The organism is Dietzia sp. WMMA184 (assembly GCF_002441635.1).
Classification (GTDB): Bacteria; Actinomycetota; Actinomycetes; order Mycobacteriales; family Mycobacteriaceae; genus Dietzia; species Dietzia kunjamensis.
In genome coordinates this window covers 1,332,261-1,350,460 of the sequence record NZ_NXEI01000001.1, presented here as the reverse complement: position 1 = coordinate 1,350,460, position 18,200 = coordinate 1,332,261, and the positions used below count along the sequence as shown (strand labels likewise).

Below are 18,200 nucleotides of genomic sequence, written 5' to 3'. Positions count from 1 at the left end.
ACGGCGCGGGTAGGGTCAGGCAGAACACCGACCGACCCGTCTCACACCCCTGGAGCAACACGTGGCACGTAGCGCCGAGTCCGTCCGAGCAGTCATCAAGGCGTACGACGTCCGTGGTGTCGTCGGCGAACAGATCGATGAGGACTTCGTCCGCGAGGTCGGGGCGTCGTTCGCCCGCCTCATGCGTTCGGAGGGTGCCCGCACCGTGGTGATCGGCCACGACATGCGGGACTCGTCCCCGGGCCTGTCCGCCGCCTTCGCCGACGGGGTGACCGCCCAGGGACTGGACGTGGTGACCATCGGCCTGGCCTCGACCGACCAGCTCTACTTCGCCTCCGGTTCACTCGACTGCCCCGGTGCCATGTTCACCGCCAGCCACAACCCCGCCGCCTACAACGGCATCAAACTGTGCCGCCCCGGCGCCAAGCCGGTCGGGCAGGAGTCCGGCCTGCGGACCATCGCCGACGAGGTCATCGAGGGGGTCCCCGCCCACGACGGCGAGGCCGGCACCGTCACCGAACGGGACGTTCTGGACGGCTACGGCGAGTACCTGCGCGGACTGGTCGACCTGTCGGGCATCCGCCCGCTCACGGTGGCGGTGGACGCCGGCAACGGGATGGGTGGCCACACCGTGCCCGCCGTCCTGGGCGGGTTGCCGCTCGAGATCGTGCCGCTGTACTTCGAGCTGGACGGCAATTTCCCCAACCACGAGGCGAACCCGCTGGAACCGGCCAACATCGTCGACCTGCAGGCCCTCGTCAGGGAGAGCGGGGCCGACATCGGCCTGGCGTTCGACGGCGACGCCGACCGGTGCTTCGTGGTGGACGAGCGCGGCGAGCCGGTCGCGCCGTCGGCCATCACCGCCCTCGTCGCCGAGCGTGAGCTGGCCAAGGACCCGGGCGCCTCGATCATCTACAACCTCATCACCTCCCGGGCCGTCCCCGAGCTCGTCGAGGAGAAGGGCGGCGTCGCCGTCCGTACCCGGGTCGGGCACAGCTTCATCAAGGCGCAGATGGCCGACACCGGCGCCGTCTTCGGTGGGGAGCACTCGGCGCACTACTACTTCCGGGACTTCTGGGGCGCCGACTCGGGCATGCTCGCCGCGATGCACGTCCTGGCGGCCCTGGGTGGGCAGGACGGGACACTGTCGGCGCTCATGGCCGAGTACACCCGGTATGCCGCCTCCGGCGAGATCAACTCCACTCTCGACTCCGCCGAGGCCCAGACCGAACGGATGGAGGAGGTCGTCTCCGCGTTCTCGAAGCGGGCCGAGTCCATCGACCGGCTGGACGGCGTGACGGTGGACCTCGGCGACGGATCGTGGTTCAACCTCCGCGCCTCGAACACCGAGCCGCTGCTGCGTCTCAACGCCGAGGCGCCTACCAGGGAGGACGTCGCCGCCGTGGTCGACGAGGTCCTCGCGATCGTCCGTGCCTGACCTGACCAGCGACACCGGGGCCGGTCGGGTAGACCTCGACGACCCCGGGGCGCTGCGCGCCGCCGACGCCACGGGTGCGCTGCTCCACGCGTCGATGGCGGGAGCCCAGTTGCGCACCGTGGCCACCGCCGCGGGCGGTGGCGCGCTCGACTCCCTCGAGCGATTCCGTCCGAGGGCGGTGGTCTGGGTGTCCGGGCGGTCGGACCGTGCGCGCCACGCGGCCGGCGTGGTGGCCGCACTGGCGGAGATCGGCGGCGGCCCCGCCGTCCCCCCGCTGGTGCTCGCGCGCACCCTGCCCGCGTGGGTCGGCGCTCTCGACGTGGTCCTCGTCTCCGGGGACGACGCCGGCGACCCTCGACTGGTGACCGCGATCGACTCCGCCGCCGGCCGCGGCGCGACCGTCATCGTGGACGTACCCCGGGAGGGCCCGGTCGCCGAGTCCGGCCGCGGCCGGGCCACGTGGCTCGAACCGCTCCCCTACGTGCCGCCCCACCGTGGTGTGCTGCGCCACCTGGCGGCCGGGATGGCCGTGCTCGCCGCGCTGGGCGCCCGGGGCCTGGACGTGGCCGCTGCGGCCGACGCCGTCGACATCGAACTCGAGGGGCTCGGCCCGGAACTGGCCACCCCGGTCAACCCGGCGAAGCTGCTCGCGACATCGGTGGCGGGCCGTGATCCTCTCGTGTGGATCCACTCGGACCCGGTGTCCGCGGCCTACTGTGACCGCGCGGTCGCCGCGTTCTGCGACGCCGGCAGGGTCACGGCCGCGTCCTCGGTCCCCGACGCGGTGCGTGCGCACGCCGAACGGGCCCAGGGTCGTCCGCCGACGGATCCGCTGGCGAGCCTGTTCCACGACGAGGAGTTGGACGGACCACGCGACGATCTGCCCGTCAGGTACGTCGGTATGGTGTTGGGCGCGGACGAGGAGATCGTCCGGCTGGCCGCGGGCCCGCTCGCGGATGTCGAGTGGATCACCGATCGCGGTCGGGACACGGCCGGCGACGCCCCGGCCCCGTTGAGCGGAAAGGTGGCAGCGCTCATGGCCCGCACGGAACTGGCCGCCGCCTACCTACTCGTCGGAGGTCTGTAGGTCCGTGGTCGCACTCGAACCGGTGGTCCAGGCCTACGCCTGGGGCTCCCGGACCGCGCTTCCCGAGCTGTGCGGGATCACCTCGCCGGCGCCCCACCCCGTCGCCGAGCACTGGTTCGGCGCGCACGACTCCGGCTCCTCGCGGTGCTCGGACGGTCGCGGCCTCGACGCACGGATCGCCGCCGACCCCGAGCGCGAGCTGGGCCCGCGGGTGCTGGCCGAGCACGGCGGGGGACTGCCCTTCCTGGTCAAGCTGCTCTCCGCCGAACAGGCACTGTCGCTCCAGGCCCATCCGTCCCCGGAGAAGGCGCGTGAGGGTTTCGCGGCGGAGGACGCGCGCGGGATCGCCGTCGACGCGCCGGACCGCAACTACCGCGACGTCAACCACAAGCCCGAGATCCTCGTCGCGCTCACCGAGTTCCACGCCCTCGTGGGCTTCCGCCCGGTGGAGCGCACGGTGGCACTGCTCGACGCGCTGGGCGTCGCGTCCCTGAAGCCCTACCGGGACATGCTCGCCGGGCAGCCCGACGCCGAGGGTCTGCGCGCGGTCTTCACCACCTTCGTCACGATGCCGCACGTCGTACTGGCCGGCGTCGTGCCCGACCTGGTGACCTGTGCGGTGTCCTACCTCACCGACCACGGGGTCGAGGGGCCGTGGTCCCCGGTGGCCGCGACGATCACCGAACTCGCCGAGCGGTACCCGACCGATCCGGGGGTCCTGGGTGCGCTGCTGCTCAACCGGGTCGTCCTCCAGCCGGGCGAGGCCGTCTACCTGGGGCCCGGGCAACTCCACGCCTACCTACGGGGCGTCGGTGTGGAGGTCATGGCCAACTCGGACAACGTCCTGCGCGGCGGCCTGACCCCCAAGCACGTCGACGTCCCCGAACTGATGCGGGTGCTCGAGTTCAGCCCGCTCGCAGACCCCACCGTCCGGGCGGTCGAGGCCGACCGCGACATCCCCGGCGAGGTCGACTACCCCACGCCCGAACCCGATTTCGCGTTGTCGCGCATCGACGTGCCGGCCGACGGCGACCCGGCCGCCTGGCGACCGGAGGGCCCCGAGGTGCTGCTGTGCACCTCCGGCGAGGCGGTCGTGGACTCCGACGGGACGAGCGAGGCCCTCGCGCCCGGGCGGGCCGTGTGGGTACCGGCCTCGACCTCCCGGGTGTGTCTGCGCAGTACCGCCGGGGCCACCGTGTTCCGGACCCGCGTCGCCGGCGGGTGACGGGGCCGACACCCCGGCGGGCCGTCCCGCTAGTGTGGGGCGGAAGTCTTTCGCGAGTCAACGAGGAGCTGGTCGAGGAACATGTCCGCTGATCTGCAGGTTCAGTCCGTCAACGGTGTCGAGTTCAAGGTGGCGGATCTGTCGCTGGCGGAGGCGGGCCGCAAGCAGATCCGTCTGGCCGAGCACGAGATGCCGGGTCTGATGGCGCTGCGCGAGGAGTACGCGGCCGAGCAGCCGCTGGCCGGCGCCCGGATCGCGGGGTCGATCCACATGACGGTGCAGACCGCGGTGCTGATCGAGACGCTGACCGCGCTGGGCGCGGAGGTCCGGTGGGCCTCGTGCAACATCTTCTCCACGCAGGACGAGGCGGCCGCGGCGGTCGTGGTGGGCCCGGAGGGGACCCCGGAGGCGCCCCGCGGCGTGCCGGTGTTCGCGTGGAAGGGCGAGACCCTCACCGAGTACTGGTGGTGCACCGAGCAGATCATGACCTGGCCGGAGACCGAGCCGAACATGATCCTCGACGACGGTGGCGACGCCACGATGCTCGTGATCAAGGGCAAGGAGTTCGAGCAGGCCGGCGCCGTGCCCTCGGACGACTCGGCCTGGTCGGCCGAGGAGAAGGTCTTCCACGCGCTGCTGCGTGAGTCCGTTCCGGCCAACCCGGGCAAGTACACGGCGATCGCCGAGTCGGTCCAGGGCGTGACCGAGGAGACCACCACCGGCGTGCACCGCCTGTACCACTTCCACAACGAGGGCGTGCTGCCGTTCCCGGCGATGAACGTCAACGACGCGGTCACCAAGAGCAAGTTCGACAACAAGTACGGCACCCGTCACTCGCTGCTGGACGGCATCAACCGCGGCACCGATGCCCTCATCGGCGGCAAGAAGGCCCTGGTGTGCGGTTACGGCGACGTGGGCAAGGGCTGCGCGGAGGCGCTGGCCGGGCAGGGCGCGCGCGTGCAGGTCACCGAGATCGACCCGATCAACGCGCTGCAGGCGCTGATGGACGGCTTCGACGTGGTCACCGTGGACGAGGCCATCGCCGATGCGGACATCGTCATCACCGCCACGGGCAACAAGGACATCATCACCTTCGAGCACATGACGCGGATGAAGAACAAGGCCATCCTGGGCAACATCGGCCACTTCGACAACGAGATCGACATGGCCGGGCTCGAATCCGCCGAGGGCGTCACCCGCATCAACATCAAGCCGCAGGTCGACGAGTTCGTCTTCGACGACGACGGCCGCTCGATCATCGTGCTGTCCGAGGGGCGCCTGCTCAACCTGGGCAACGCCACCGGGCACCCGTCGTTCGTGATGTCGAACAGCTTCTCCGACCAGGTCATCGCCCAGATCGAGCTGTTCACCAAGGCCGACCAGTACCCGATCGGGGTGCACCTGCTGCCCAAAATCCTCGACGAGAAGGTCGCCCGCCTGCACGTGGAGGCGCTCGGAGGCTCCCTGACCACGCTGGCCAAGGACCAGGCCGAGTACATCGGCGTGGACGTCGAGGGCCCCTTCAAGCCCGACCACTACCGCTACTGAGCGACGCCGGGGATGGTCGCACGGCTGGTGGTCCTCGAGGGTCTCGACGGCGCGGGGAAGAACACGCTGACGACGGCGCTCGTCGCCGAGCTCGCCTCCCGCGGTCTCTCGGTCGGCCGCCTGGCCTTCCCCCGGTACGGCACCCTGCACGCCGACCTGGCCGCCGACGCACTGCACGGTGGCCAGGCCGGCACCGCGGACTCGCCCCACGCGATGGCACTGCTGTTCGCGATGGACCGGCACGCCGCGCTGGGCGAGCTCGCGCAGCTGGGGTCCACCCACGACGTGGTGCTGCTCGACCGGTACGTGGCCTCCAACGCCGCGTACACCGCCGCCCGGCTCGGTCCGGACCGCGAGTCCGAGGTGGTCGAGTGGATCGGCACCCTCGAGTTCGACCGGCTCGGGCTGCCCGTCCCCGACCTGCAGATCCTGCTCGACACCCCGGTGGAGCTGGCGGCACGGCGCGCGGGCTCCCGGGAGGCCGCCGATCCGGCGCGCGTCCGCGACCGCTACGAACGCGACGCGGAGCTGCAAGCGGCGACCGGGCGGGTCTACCGTCGGCTCGCCGCCGCAGGGTGGCGTTCGCCCTGGCGCGTGATCGGGGCGGACCCCCACGTGCGGGAGTTGGCCGACCTCGTCGTCGTCCCCCCTCCGGCCGCCGCGCCGCACCCCGGTCCGTCGGGTCGGCCGGGTAAGGTCTGAGAGGGCAGGAACACGACCCGCGGTGCGTGCCCACGGGTGGTGAGCCTGACGACGCCTACACGACACGCCGACACAAGTGGTGACCATGACCCCGAAGATCCTCGTCGTCGACGACGACGCCGCACTGGCAGAGATGCTCACCATCGTCCTGCGGGGCGAGGGGTTCGAGACCGAGATCGTCGGCGACGGAGTCCGGGCCATCGAGACGTTCCGCGCGGTGCAGCCCGACCTGGTTCTGCTGGACCTCATGCTGCCGGGCAAGAGCGGGATCGACGTGTGCCGCGAGATCCGCGCCGAGTCCCGGGTGCCGATCGTCATGCTCACGGCCAAGACCGACACCGTCGACGTGGTGCTCGGCCTGGAGTCCGGCGCGGACGACTACATCATGAAGCCCTTCAAGCCGAAGGAGCTGGTGGCCCGCATCCGGGCCCGCCTGCGTCGCGGCGAGGACGAGCCCAGCGAGGTCCTGCACATCGGCGACGTGACGATCGACGTCCCCGCGCACACGGTCACCCGCGAGGGCACGCCGATCCCGCTCACCCCGCTCGAGTTCGACCTCCTGGTGGAACTGGCCCGCAAGCCCCGCCAGGTGTTCACGCGTGAGGTCCTGCTCGAACACGTGTGGGGCTACCGCCACTCGGCCGACACCCGGCTGGTCAACGTCCACGTCCAGCGCCTGCGGGCGAAGATCGAGAAGGACCCCGAGAACCCGGAGGTCGTCCTCACCGTGCGCGGCGTCGGCTACAAGGCCGGTCCGGTCTCGTGACCACCGCTCGTCCCGACGACGCGGTGGCGTCCACCGGGGACGAGCCCGACATCCGGGACGTGACCGACTCGTCACCGACCTTCCGGGAGCGACTGTCCGAACTCGACCCGGCCGCCATCGGCGGTCGGATCGCGCGGCTGTGGCGGCGGTCGCTGCAGCTGCGGGTCGCCACCTCCACGCTGGCGCTGTCGATGGGCGTGATGCTCACGATCGCGTTCATGTTGCAGAGCCAGATGGCCGCCCAGCTGCTGTCGACCAAACTCGATGCGGCCATCGAGCAGGCCAGCAGGCTCCGCCTCACGGTGCAGGCGCAGATCGCCGCCACCGACGAGGGCACGAGCGAGCAGTCCCGGATCGACCAGGCGCGGAGCGCCATCAGCGACCGCGGGCTCGCCTCCGACGGGGACTCCGTCCACGCCGGCACCTTCGACCCGATCCTCGTGGTGCCGGACCAGACCGGCCGCGGCCAGGTGGTCAGCCCCTCCGGGGCGCAGGTGCCACCGGAGCTGCAGTCCCTGGTCCAGCGGGGCAGGATCGCCTCCCAGTACGTCACCGTCGACTTCCGTGGCGAGCAGGCCAAGGCGCTCATGCTCGGCACGCCGACGGACTCCTCCATCCCCGGGCTCGAGCTGTACCTCGTCTACCCGCTCACCGCGGAGGAACAGACCCTCGGGATCATGCGGGGGATCGTCGCCACGGCGGGCCTGGCGATCATCGTCCTGTCCGCGGCGATCGCGTGGATAGTGGCCCGGCAGGTCGTCCTGCCCGTGCGGCAGGCGGCCTCCATCGCCCAGCGCTTCGCCAACGGCCACCTCAAGGAACGGATGGTCATCCGCGGCGAGGACGACGTCGCGCGCCTGGCCATGGCGTTCAACGACATGGCGCAGAGCCTGTCGGACCAGATCACCCAGCTCGAGGAGTTCGGTGACCTGCAGAAGCGGTTCACCTCAGATGTCTCCCACGAGCTACGCACCCCGCTGACCACCGTCCGGATGGCGGCGGACATCATCTCCGACTCCGCCGCCGACCTGGACGCCCCCGCCAAACGCGCGGTTGAGCTGCTCGAATCCGAACTCGACCGGTTCGAGAGCCTGCTCACCGACCTGCTCGAGGTCTCCCGCCACGACGCCGGCATGGCCGAGCTCGCGACGGCCGAGATGGACGTGCGCACCTCCGTCGCGGACTCGGTCGGCACCGTGGCCCACATCGCCGAGGCCGCCGGGGTGGAGGTCGAGGTCGACATGCCCGACGAGCCGGTCATGGCCGAGGTCGACTCGCGGCGCGTCGAGCGGATCCTGCGCAACCTCGTGGCGAACGCGCTCGACCACAGTGAGTCCAAGCCGGTGATGGTCACCCTGCGGTGTTCGGACGCCGCCCTCGCCGTCTCGGTCCGCGACCACGGGGTGGGGCTCAAACCCGGGGAGGAGACCCGGGTGTTCAACCGCTTCTGGCGCGCCGACCCCTCACGGGTGCGACGTTCCGGCGGCACCGGGCTCGGCCTGGCGATCGCCCTCGAGGACGCCAAGCTCCACGGGGGCCGGCTGGACTGCTGGGGCAGCCCGGGGGAGGGGTCCTGCTTCCGTTTGACCATCCCGCGGCGCCGCGGCGGCACCCTCACCTCCAGCCCGCTGCCCCTCACCCCCGAGGACGAGGCCAGGCTCGTGCGTACCGGCTCGCCGACCCCCCTCGAGCGGGTCCCCGGGGCAGGGGAGAGCCGGCCATGACCCGGCCCCGGCCCCGGTCCCTGCTCGTGTCGGTGGCGCTGGCCTGCGCGACCGGGCTTGCGGCGACCGGGTGCGCCACGCTGCCCTCGTCGTCGTCCCCCCAGGTCATCGACACCTTCTCGCCGGAGGGCAGCGAACTGTCGGTCCCCACACCGGTACCGGACCAGGAACCGGACCTCCTGGTCCGCGACTTCCTCAAGGCCGCGGCGATCGCCGATCAGCGGCACGCCGCCGCCCGTCAGTTCCTCACCCCGGACGCCGCCGAGAACTGGGACGACCTCGCGGAGACCATCATCGTGCTGCGCGCCGACCTCAGCGCCGAGGGCGGCCGGTCGGCCGACCGCGCCGAGTACACGCTGCGTGCGGAGAAGGTCGGCACCCTCGACCCCGGCGGCATCTTCCGCGAGGACGTCGGCCAACTCGAGGTCACCATCGGCCTGACCCGCACCGACGGCCAGTGGCGCATCGACGAACTGCCGCCCGGGGTGGTGATCGAGAAGGCCGAGTTCTTGTCGACCTACGCGCAACGGGACCTGTTCTTCCTCTCCGGATCCGGTGACGCGCTCGTCCCGGACCCGCGCTGGACGGCCGCCGACCGCACCGATGTCGAGTACTCGCTCGTCAATCTGCTCGCCACCGGCCCCCGGCCCGGACTCACCGACGCGGTCCTGTCCCGCGTACCCGCCTCCGTCTCCGTCCGCCCCGACGAGGACGAGGACGGCGCCGACGCCGCGGGCACCACCATCGACTTCGCCGGGCTGCCGGTCCTCAGCAGCCAGGCCACCACCCAGTTCGCCGCGCAGGTCGTGTGGACCCTCGCCCGCGCCGACGTCCCCGGCCCCTACCGCCTCGAGCGGGACAGCGCCCCCCTCGACGAGCGATACGCGACCGGGTGGACCACCGAGGACGTCCGTGACTTCGACCCCTACCCGCCGGCGGAGCCCATGCGATACGCCCTCACCGCCGCGGACGGGTTGGTGCGGCTCGAGGCCGGCGGCGCACGACCGGCCTCGGGGCCCTGGTCGGAGGTGCGCGGCGGCACCAGCGCGGTGATCTCCCACGACGGACGCAACCTCGCCGTGGTGACCGGGGAGGGGGAGATCGGACCGCGCCGTGTCCTGGTGGGGCCGATCGACGGCGCGCCCGCCGAGGCCCTCATTGCCGGGACGGTGGCCGGCCCGACGTTCCACCCGGTGACCGGGCGGGCCTGGGTGCTGGTCGACGACGCGCGACTACTCCGTATCGGGATGGGCGAGAACGCCCCCGCCGTCCAGGAGATGGACGCCGGGCCGCTGCTCGCCCTCGGGGCGAGGGTGACCGGCCTGCGTATCGACCAGTCCGGAACCCAACTGGCCGTGGTCGTCGACGGCAAGGTGTTCATCGGCGCGTTGTCCGCCGAGACCGGACAACCGCTGCCGGGCACATTCCGCCAGGTCGGCCGCGCACTCGGGGAGACCGTCACCGCCGTGGCGTGGCGGGACCGGTCCACGATCGTCGTGGGTCGCGACATCACCGAGGCCCCCGTCGCGACCGTCTCCGTGGACGGGGCGATCGCCGAGCCGTTGTCCCAGCGAAACATCTCGGGGCCGGTGACCGCGGTCGCGGCGGCCGGGCGCGAGATCTACGTGGTGGACCGGCGGTCCCTGCTGCGACTCGACACCGGTGCCGACACCGGTGACAGGTACTGGCGGGAGATCGCCGGACTGGCCGCCATCCGCGCGGACCCGGTGGTGGCGGGCTGAGCCGGTGACCGCCGGGGACGAGGGGGCGCCGGCCCGGTGGCGCGGCGGGGAGACCTGGAGCGCAGCTCTCGCCGACCTGGTCGTACCCGTGGAATGCGCCGGATGCGGCCGCCCCCGTCACCGGTGGTGCCCGGACTGCGCCGCCACACTCGCGGGCGCCCCGCTGGGAGTGCGGACCCGCGCCGAGCTACGGGTACCGGTCTGGGCGCTGTCCCGGCACGCCGGCCCGGCCGCCCGGGCGGTGTCCGCCTATAAGGACCGCGGGCGGGCCGACCTGGCACGGCCACTCGGAGCGGCACTGGCCGCGGCCGTCGACGTGCTCCGGGCAGACGGGGAGATCGCGGAGGCGGGCGACCGCCCCACCGTGCTGGTGCCCGCCCCCGCGTCGGCCCGGGCCCGGCGGCGACGGGGGTTCGACCACGTCCGCGGCGTCGTGGACGTCCTCGCCGCCGAGCTCGCCGGCTCGGTGCCGGGCGGGCCGGTGGTGGTGGCCCCGCTCCTCGAGGTCCGGGGACGGGTGCGGGACGCGGCCGGGCTCGGCGCGCAGGCCCGCGCGGACAATCTCTCGGGGCGGATCCGCCGCCGCCCGGTGGGCACCGGGTTGCGGGCGACCCCGGGGGCGCCGGCGACCGTGCCCGCCCTGTTGGGGACACCGTCGACCGTGCTCCTCGTCGACGACGTGGTCACCACGGGCGCCACCGCCGCGCAGTGCGTCGCGGTCCTGGACGCGGGCGGGTTGCGCGTCACGGGTGTGCTCGCCGTGACCGCAGCCTGACGGCGGACCACTCCCCGCGGGGGAGGGGTCGACGCGACCTTCGCGGTCCGCGGGTCCGCGCCCACGCGAGGGGGTAGGGTGGGTTTTGGACGCGTTCACCAGCACGTTCGCCGCCTGGCGGCTCCGGTGGACAGCGTCTGCAGAGTATCCACTCAGCCATGTGGGTGGCCCCTTCGGCCGGGATTCCGGGCGGTTACCGGATCGGCCGCAGCGGCCCGCCGCAGGCCCGATGAGGAGGAGCTTCGATGGCGAAGACCCCCGCAGTCCTGCTTGATCCCGCCACCTTCGACGGTCCGTCGACAGACGACCCCGGTACGCCGGAGGCCCCGGTCACCATCCGTGGCCGCAATGTCGAGGTCCCCGAACACTTCGCGAGCCGCATCAACGCCAAGCTCGCGAAGATCGAGAAGATCTCGCCGGCCATCCAACGGTTCGACGTGATCCTGCTGCACGAGAACAACCCGCGGCTGTCCAAGGTGAGCCAGCGCATCGAGATCACCCTCAAGGGCAAGCCCGGCGTCGCTCGCGCGGAGGCGGCCGAGGACACCTTCTACGCGGCCCTCGAGTCGGCGGTCGCCAAGCTCGAGCGTCAGATGCGCAAGGCCCGCACGCGGCGCAAGATCAGCCACTCCGGCCACCGGCGCCCCCAGTCCGTCGCCGAGGCGACCGCCGAGCTGACGGCCGACGCCGCCCCGGCCGAGATGCTGGACGGGGTCGACGGCGCCGAGTACAACGACGGGGTCGACGAGCAGATGCCGGGACAGATCGTGCGGAAGAAGGAGCACGACGGCGCCCCGATGTCGGTCGACGAGGCACTCGAGAAGATGGAGCTGGTGGGCCACGACTTCTATCTCTTCCGGGATACCGAGACCGGACGCGCCACCGTCGTCTACCGCCGGCACGCGTTCGACTACGGGCTCATCACCCTGAGCGACGAGGGCTGACGGCCCCGTCCCGTAACCCCCGAGGGCGGTCCGGTCCCCCCTGACCGGACCGCCCTCGGCGTGTCACGACGGCCCACAGCGCCTAGGATGAGGACGGGCCCGCGTGTCGCCACGCAGGTCGCCGTATCCACGACCACTTCCCCGACCACGAGGACGTTCGAGACTGTGTCGATTCTTTCCAAGCTGCTCCGTGCCGGCGAGGGGCGAAAGCTCAAGAAGTACACCGCTCTCGCCGACTACGTGGACACACTCGCCGACGAGACGGAGAAGCTGAGCGACGACGAACTGCGGGCAAAGACCGACGAGTTCAGGCGTCGCGTCGCCGACGGGGAGACCTTGGACGAGCTCCTCCCGGAGGCCTTCGCGGTGGCCCGCGAGGCGGCCCACCGGGTCCTCGGTCAGAAGCCCTACAAGGTGCAGATCATCGGCGCCATCGTGCTGCACACCGGGTCGGTCGCCGAGATGAAGACCGGCGAGGGCAAGACCCTGACCTGTGTGTTGCCGGCCTACCTCAACGCGCTGGCCGGTAACGGCGTGCACGTGGTCACCGTCAACGACTACCTGGCCAAGCGTGACGCGGAATGGATGGGTCGTGTCCACCGCTTCCTCGGCCTGTCGGTGGGAGCGATCCTCGGCGGGATGACCCCGGCGCAGCGCCGCGAGGCCTATCACGCCGACATCACCTACGGCACCAACAACGAGTTCGGCTTCGACTACCTGCGCGACAACATGGCGCACGACACCGCCGACCTGGTCCAGCGCGGCCACAACTACGCGATCGTGGACGAGGTCGACTCGATCCTCATCGACGAGGCGCGGACCCCGCTCATCATCTCGGGACCCGCCGACGGTTCCAGCAAGTGGTACGGCGAGTTCGCACGCATCGCGCCGTTGCTGGAGGAGGGGACCCACTACGAGGTCGACCGCAAGAAGCGGACCATCGGCGTGACCGAGCAGGGCGTGGAGTTCGTCGAGGACCAGCTCGGGATCGACAACCTCTACGAGGCCGCGAACTCGCCCCTGGTGAGCTACCTGAACAACTCCATCAAAGCCAAGGAGCTGTTCACCAAGGACAAGGACTACATCGTCCGCGACGGCGACGTGATCATCGTCGACGAGTTCACCGGCCGAGTCCTCGACGGGCGTCGCTACAACGAGGGCATGCACCAGGCGATCGAGGCCAAGGAGCGGGTCGAGATCAAGGCCGAGAACCAGACGCTGGCCACCATCACCCTGCAGAACTACTTCCGGCTGTACGACAAGCTGGCGGGCATGACGGGCACGGCCGAGACCGAGGCCGCCGAGCTCTACTCGATCTACAAGCTCGAGGTCATGCCCATCCCGACCAACCGGCCGATGGCCCGCGAGGACCAGGCGGACCTCATCTACAAGACGGAGGAGGCGAAGTTCGCCGCCGTCGTGGAGGACATCGCCGAGCGGGTCGAGAAGAAGCAGCCGGTGCTCGTGGGCACCGCCTCGGTCGAGCGCAGTGAGCACCTGTCCAAGCTGCTCACGCGCAAGGGCATCAAGCACCACGTCCTCAACGCCAAGTTCCACGCCTCGGAGGCGCAGATCATCGCGCAGGCCGGACGGCCCGGTGCGGTCACGGTCGCCACGAACATGGCCGGCCGCGGCACCGACATCGTCCTCGGCGGCAACGCCGACATCATCGCCGACCTCAACCTGCGCGAGCGCGGACTCGACCCGGTCACCACCCCGGAGGAGTACGAGCAGGCCTGGGACACCGAGATCGAGCGGATGCGCACGCTCACCAAGGAGGAGGCGGAGCGGGTCCGCCAAGCCGGTGGCCTGTACGTGCTCGGCACCGAGCGGCACGACTCGCGGCGCATCGACAACCAGCTGCGCGGGCGCTCGGGACGTCAGGGCGACCCGGGCGAGTCACGCTTCTACCTCTCGCTGGGTGACGAGCTCATGAGGCGCTTCAACGGTGCTGCCGTCGAGGCGATCATGAATCGTCTGAGCCTGCCCGACGACGTGCCGATCGAGGCCGGCATGGTCTCGCGGGCCGTGAAGAACGCCCAGACGCAGGTCGAGTCGCAGAACTTCGAGATCCGCAAGGACGTCCTCAAGTACGACGAGGTGATGAACCAGCAACGCACGGTGATCTACCGTGAGCGCAAGCGGATCCTCGAGGGCGAGGACATCACCGACCAGGTCGAGTCGATGATCTACCAGGTCGTCAGCGCCTACGTCGACGGTGCCACCGCCGAGGGGTACGTCGAGGACTGGGACCTGGACAAGCTGTGGGACGCGCTCCACCAGCTCTACCCGGTGACGATCGCGGCGCAGGACATCATCGACGGCGACGAGTACGGGTCGTCCGGCGACCTGTCCGCCAAGAACCTCAAGGACGCCGTCCTCGACGACGTCTTCGCCCGCTACGACGAGCGTGAGGCAGAGATCGAGGGCATCGGCGGGGAGGGTGCCATGCGTCAGCTCGAGCGGTCGGTCATGCTACAGGTCCTCGACCGGAAGTGGCGCGAGCACCTCTACGAGATGGACTACCTCAAGGAGGGCATCGGCCTCCGGGCGATGGCCCAGCGTGACCCGCTCGTCGAGTACCAGCGCGAGGGCTACGACATGTTCTCGGTGATGATGGACGGCGTCCGTGAAGAGACGGTGGCGTTCCTCTTCAACGTCAAGGTCGAGGCCAACCAGCAGCAGAAGGCGATGGCCGGTCCCTCCGCGTCGCAGGCGGCGGCACTCGCCGGCGCCAACCCGATCCTCCGGGCCGCCGGTACCGGCCGGGATGTGAGTGCGGACCAGATGCAGTTCTCCGGCCCGTCGGAGAGTGGCGACCCGGAGCTGGTCGACGAGGGTGCCTCCGCGAACCGGGCGGAGCGGCGGTCTCAGGAGCGGCAGCAGCGCGCAGAGCGCCGCGAGAGGGCGGCCAAGGCCGCCACGAGGGGCCGCCGGGACTGACCCGGCACCCCCGCGCGGCCCGCGGGATGGTTCAGACCAACCTGAGGGCCACGCAGCCGGCACCGGTGGGGGTGACCCGAATGCGGGCCGCGACGGCGAACAGTCGCGGCCCGCGGGCGTACGTGGCGCAGACCTCGTAGTCCACCGCCTCCGCGTCCGGCGCTCGTCCGGGGTCGGCCGTGCGGCCTTCCGACCTGCCGGGCTCCGACCTGCCGGGCTCCGACCTGCCGGGCTCCGACCTGCCGGGCTCCGCCCGACCGGGGTCGGCGGCGTGGATGTGCAGCCGGTGAACCCTGGCCGGTCCCAGGTGCTGTCCGGGCACACCGTCACGCGCGAGCGTGCGCAGCATCTCTGCGAGATGGGGCGGGAACGCGCCCCTGGTGTGGTGCGGGGCCCGCCTGCGATCCACGACTTCCAGAGCCATGACGACCAGGGCGTGTGCGGCCCGCCGCGCGGGGACCGGGACGCCGCGTTCCGGAGCCGGCACCGGCCTGGCGGGCGGGGTGACGACGCACTCCCGATCCGTCGTCCCCGCGGCCCCCGGCACTCCCGGCGCGGGTTCGGTGGAGGGTAGGGGCCGGACGCGGCCGGCCTCCCGATCGGTTTCGGCCGACCGGTGAGGCCGCACCGTCGTGGGTGGCGAAACGGGCGTCGGTGCCATCTGGGGTCTGCTCCCTCCCGCGCCGGACCCGGGGTGGTCTGGCGTGCTCTACCCCTCATGACGCGCCGGAACGGGCGCCCGGTTCCACCTCGCCTACTGCACCGTGCCCGGGTGTTGCCTAGGCTGTCCCCATGCGTGGACTGATAGTCGACTACTTCGGGGTGCTGGACGGCACGGAGGAGGACCGTGAGAACTGGCGGTCGATCCTGACCGGTGCGAGGGCGAATGACGTCCGTCTCGCCGTGCTGAGCAATGAACCCGAGGGGCCGGGGGCGGACCGTGTCCGGGAGGACGCCCGCGATCTCGGGATCGAGCACGTGGTGCTCAGCGGTGTGACCGGGGTGGAGAAGCCCGAGCCCGAGGCGTTCCTGGAGGCGGCGCGCCGGCTCGAACTCGAGCCGCGGGAGTGCGTGATGGTCGACGACGCCATCGAGAACGTCCTCGGCGCCGTGCGGACCGGCATGATCGGCGTGTTCTACCAGGTGTTCGATCGTGCGGCCGTGGAGATCCGGGGACTCCTCGGGTTGGACGAGGTGGTCTGACACCGTGGCGACCAGGTTGGCCACCGCGGACGCGGATCTGCTCCTCGGTGACGCCGCGCGTTCCCGGAGCAGGCACTCGTGCTCGTTGGCGCTGGTCGCCAGGGACGAACCGTGGGACATCGACCGCGTCATGGAGTTCGTCGACGCCCGCCTGGCCGACGCGCCCCGGTACCGTCAACGGATCCGGCACATCCCCTTCTCCCTGGCCAGGGCCGTGTGGGTGGACGACCCGGACTTCGACCTCAGTTTCCACGTCCGGCGGTCGGCGCTCCCCGCTCCCGGCGGGATGCGGCAGCTGGCCGACCTCGTGGCGCGGCTCGTCGACAGGCCACTGGAGGCGGATCGCCCGCTGTGGGAGCTGTACCTCATCGAAGGGCTTCCGGATGGACGGTTGGCGATCCTCACCAAGACGCACCATGCGCTGCTGGGCGGTCCCCACGCCGTGGATCTCGCCCAGGTGCTCGTGACGGACGAGCGGGCCTCCGCGGATGTCGACGAGGTCGCCACGTGGACCCCGGTGCCGGCGCCCGGGGACGGGGTCCTCGTCCTGGACGCGCTCATGACCATCGCGACCGACCCCCTGGAGCTGGTGCGCCGCTCGGCCCGCCTGGCTCACGCGCTGGAGCGGGCCACCCGCGGACTGGTCGGCGCGGCGAATCTGTCGGTGCTCCGTCCCGCAGGCGGTCTGGCGGAGATGTTCCGCACCACCCGTCCCCGCGGGAGCCGGGTGGGGTTGGCGTCCTTCCCCCTCGCGCAGGCGCGGGAGATCGCGCGCGAGCACTCCTGCAAGGTGAATGACGTCGTGCTCGCCGTGCTCTGCGGGGCTCTGCGGTCCTGGATCCTGTCGTGCGGCCACCCCCTGTCCACCTCGGACACGCTCAGGGCGATCGTGCCGATGGCGGTGACCTCGGAGGCCGACGGGTCGGAGAACCAGAGCGAGGCCACCTCGGCGGAGATCGCCTCGGCGCTCATCGGCATGCCGGTCGGGGAGCCCAATCCCCGTATGCGTCTGGCGCAGATCGCCCGCGAGACGGCCACCCAGCGTCATCCGCGTGAGGCCGTGGGGGCCAAATCCCTGGCGCGGCTGTCCGGGTTCGCTCCGCCCACATTGCACGCGCTGGCCTCCCGGGCGGCGATCATGTTGCCGTCGGAGAGCTACGACCTGGTCGTCACCAACGCGCCCGGCCCCCAGCGCAAGGTGTTCTGGGGCGATGGCGAACTCGTCGAGGTCTACCCCGTCCCGGCCCTGCTCGAGGGGCAGGCGCTGGCCGTGTCGATGAGCAGCTATGCCGGGACCGTGTACTGCGGGTTCACCTCGGATCGCCAGGCCGTCCCGGACGTGGAGGAGATCGGAGAGCTCATCTCGTCCGCGTTGGACGAGCTCACCGGCACCGCCGGTTGAGCAGCACCGCCTGCTGACCATCACCCGCCCGAGGAGAGTCCATCATGCGTTTGTTCGTCCCCGCCACCATGGCGATGCTCGAGACCCTGCTCGAGGCAGGGGAGATGCCCGTGCGGAGCGGCACCGCGTTCGCGGCGACCCCCGCGCTCATCGAGTCCTACGCCGAGGGCGACATGGAGGAGATCGAACACGTGGCGTTCCTCGAGGCCGCGCGGGCGTCGCTCCGGCTGCTCGGCGGTGAACTCGACTCCGGCGCCGCGCACGAGGCCCACCCGTACCGGCGGGTCGTGGTGAGCGCGGACGTCCCCGACGGGCGGGTGCAGCCGCGGCCGGACCTGGACACCGCCGTGGTGCGGCTGGACGGTGCCACGGTGGGGACCGCGGAGATCGCCGCCGTCCACGTTGATCTGGCCGGGGCCGTGGACCTGGTGAAGGACGCGGTCGAGGTGGTGGACCGTGCGGATCTGGGGGACGAGGACGCCGAGCTCACCGTCGGTGACGCCCTCGACGTGGACCTGGCGTGGTACGACGCGGTGGAACTGCCGTTCCTGCTCACGCTGCTCTAGGGGTGCGGGCGCACCCGGGCCGGACACCGCCCGGATGCCGGGACTGCCCCGATCGCCTGCGGACCCGGGTCGACGGCGTGGAGAATCGGCCCGGGGGATCCCGCCGGACGGGAACCTACGCTACCGTAGGTTCAT

Annotated in this window: 15 protein-coding genes; 14 read left to right on the top strand and 1 reads right to left on the bottom strand. The window is 71.5% G+C overall.

Features of this window, described 5'->3' with window-relative positions:
* Positions 1 to 61: 61 nt before the first annotated feature.
* The 11 genes from CK206_RS06210 to secA all read left to right on the top strand — a co-directional run bounded on the left by CK206_RS06210 (position 62) and on the right by secA (position 14,894).
* A complete protein-coding gene (locus CK206_RS06210) occupies positions 62 to 1,438 on the top strand; it encodes a phosphomannomutase/phosphoglucomutase (protein WP_067712269.1) in 1,377 nt (458 codons plus the stop codon).
* Complete coding sequence (locus tag CK206_RS06205) at positions 1,431 to 2,525, top strand: hypothetical protein (protein WP_096905885.1); 1,095 nt, start codon at positions 1,431 to 1,433, stop codon at positions 2,523 to 2,525. Before CK206_RS06210 ends, CK206_RS06205 begins: the two co-directional genes overlap by 8 nt.
* Before the next feature lie 4 nt (positions 2,526 to 2,529).
* Positions 2,530 to 3,750 (top strand): mannose-6-phosphate isomerase, class I, encoded by a 1,221-nt coding sequence (gene manA, locus CK206_RS06200; RefSeq protein WP_067712274.1) that lies wholly within the window; start codon positions 2,530 to 2,532, stop codon positions 3,748 to 3,750.
* Between the two features lie 81 nt (positions 3,751 to 3,831).
* On the top strand, positions 3,832 to 5,298 hold the full coding sequence (gene ahcY / locus CK206_RS06195) for an adenosylhomocysteinase (RefSeq protein ID WP_096905884.1): 1,467 nt from the start codon (positions 3,832 to 3,834) through the stop codon (positions 5,296 to 5,298).
* A gap of 12 nt (positions 5,299 to 5,310) precedes the next feature.
* On the top strand, positions 5,311 to 6,000 hold the full coding sequence (locus CK206_RS06190) for a dTMP kinase (RefSeq protein WP_096905883.1): 690 nt from the start codon (positions 5,311 to 5,313) through the stop codon (positions 5,998 to 6,000).
* A gap of 85 nt (positions 6,001 to 6,085) precedes the next feature.
* Positions 6,086 to 6,766 carry an MtrAB system response regulator MtrA gene (gene mtrA / locus CK206_RS06185; RefSeq protein ID WP_069388702.1) on the top strand — a complete coding sequence of 227 codons (681 nt, stop codon included), beginning with the start codon at positions 6,086 to 6,088 and terminating at the stop codon, positions 6,764 to 6,766.
* On the top strand, positions 6,763 to 8,490 hold the full coding sequence (mtrB, locus tag CK206_RS06180; RefSeq protein ID WP_096905882.1) for an MtrAB system histidine kinase MtrB: 1,728 nt from the start codon (positions 6,763 to 6,765) through the stop codon (positions 8,488 to 8,490). The genes mtrA and mtrB overlap by 4 nt, the downstream gene beginning before the upstream one ends.
* Positions 8,487 to 10,232: an LpqB family beta-propeller domain-containing protein gene (locus CK206_RS06175; protein WP_096905881.1), complete on the top strand. Its 1,746-nt coding sequence runs from the start codon at positions 8,487 to 8,489 to the stop codon at positions 10,230 to 10,232. Before mtrB ends, CK206_RS06175 begins: the two co-directional genes overlap by 4 nt.
* 4 nt (positions 10,233 to 10,236) lie before the next feature.
* Positions 10,237 to 11,007 (top strand): ComF family protein, encoded by a 771-nt coding sequence (locus tag CK206_RS06170; RefSeq protein WP_254050500.1) that lies wholly within the window; start codon positions 10,237 to 10,239, stop codon positions 11,005 to 11,007.
* 245 nt (positions 11,008 to 11,252) lie between these two features.
* A complete protein-coding gene (gene hpf, locus CK206_RS06165) occupies positions 11,253 to 11,951 on the top strand; it encodes a ribosome hibernation-promoting factor, HPF/YfiA family (RefSeq protein WP_067712290.1) in 699 nt (232 codons plus the stop codon).
* A gap of 165 nt (positions 11,952 to 12,116) precedes the next feature.
* Complete coding sequence (gene secA / locus CK206_RS06160; protein ID WP_067712293.1) at positions 12,117 to 14,894, top strand: preprotein translocase subunit SecA; 2,778 nt, start codon at positions 12,117 to 12,119, stop codon at positions 14,892 to 14,894.
* A 31-nt stretch (positions 14,895 to 14,925) separates the two neighbouring features.
* Here secA and CK206_RS06155 read toward each other — a convergent pair whose 3' ends face one another.
* Entirely contained in the window at positions 14,926 to 15,318 is a 393-nt protein-coding gene (locus tag CK206_RS06155) for a hypothetical protein (RefSeq protein ID WP_240341453.1), read from the bottom strand.
* A 368-nt stretch (positions 15,319 to 15,686) separates the two neighbouring features.
* Between CK206_RS06155 and CK206_RS06150 the strand changes: the two genes are divergently transcribed.
* The 3 genes from CK206_RS06150 to CK206_RS06140 are packed head-to-tail and all read left to right on the top strand — an operon-like array spanning position 15,687 to position 18,065.
* On the top strand, positions 15,687 to 16,097 hold the full coding sequence (locus CK206_RS06150) for an HAD family hydrolase (RefSeq protein WP_067712297.1): 411 nt from the start codon (positions 15,687 to 15,689) through the stop codon (positions 16,095 to 16,097).
* Positions 16,098 to 16,101: 4 nt separating this feature from the next.
* Entirely contained in the window at positions 16,102 to 17,499 is a 1,398-nt protein-coding gene (locus tag CK206_RS06145) for a wax ester/triacylglycerol synthase family O-acyltransferase (protein ID WP_069388692.1), read from the top strand.
* Between the two features lie 44 nt (positions 17,500 to 17,543).
* Positions 17,544 to 18,065, top strand: coding sequence for a hypothetical protein (locus CK206_RS06140; protein ID WP_067712302.1), 522 nt, complete (start codon positions 17,544 to 17,546; stop codon positions 18,063 to 18,065).
* Positions 18,066 to 18,200: the final 135 nt, after the last annotated feature.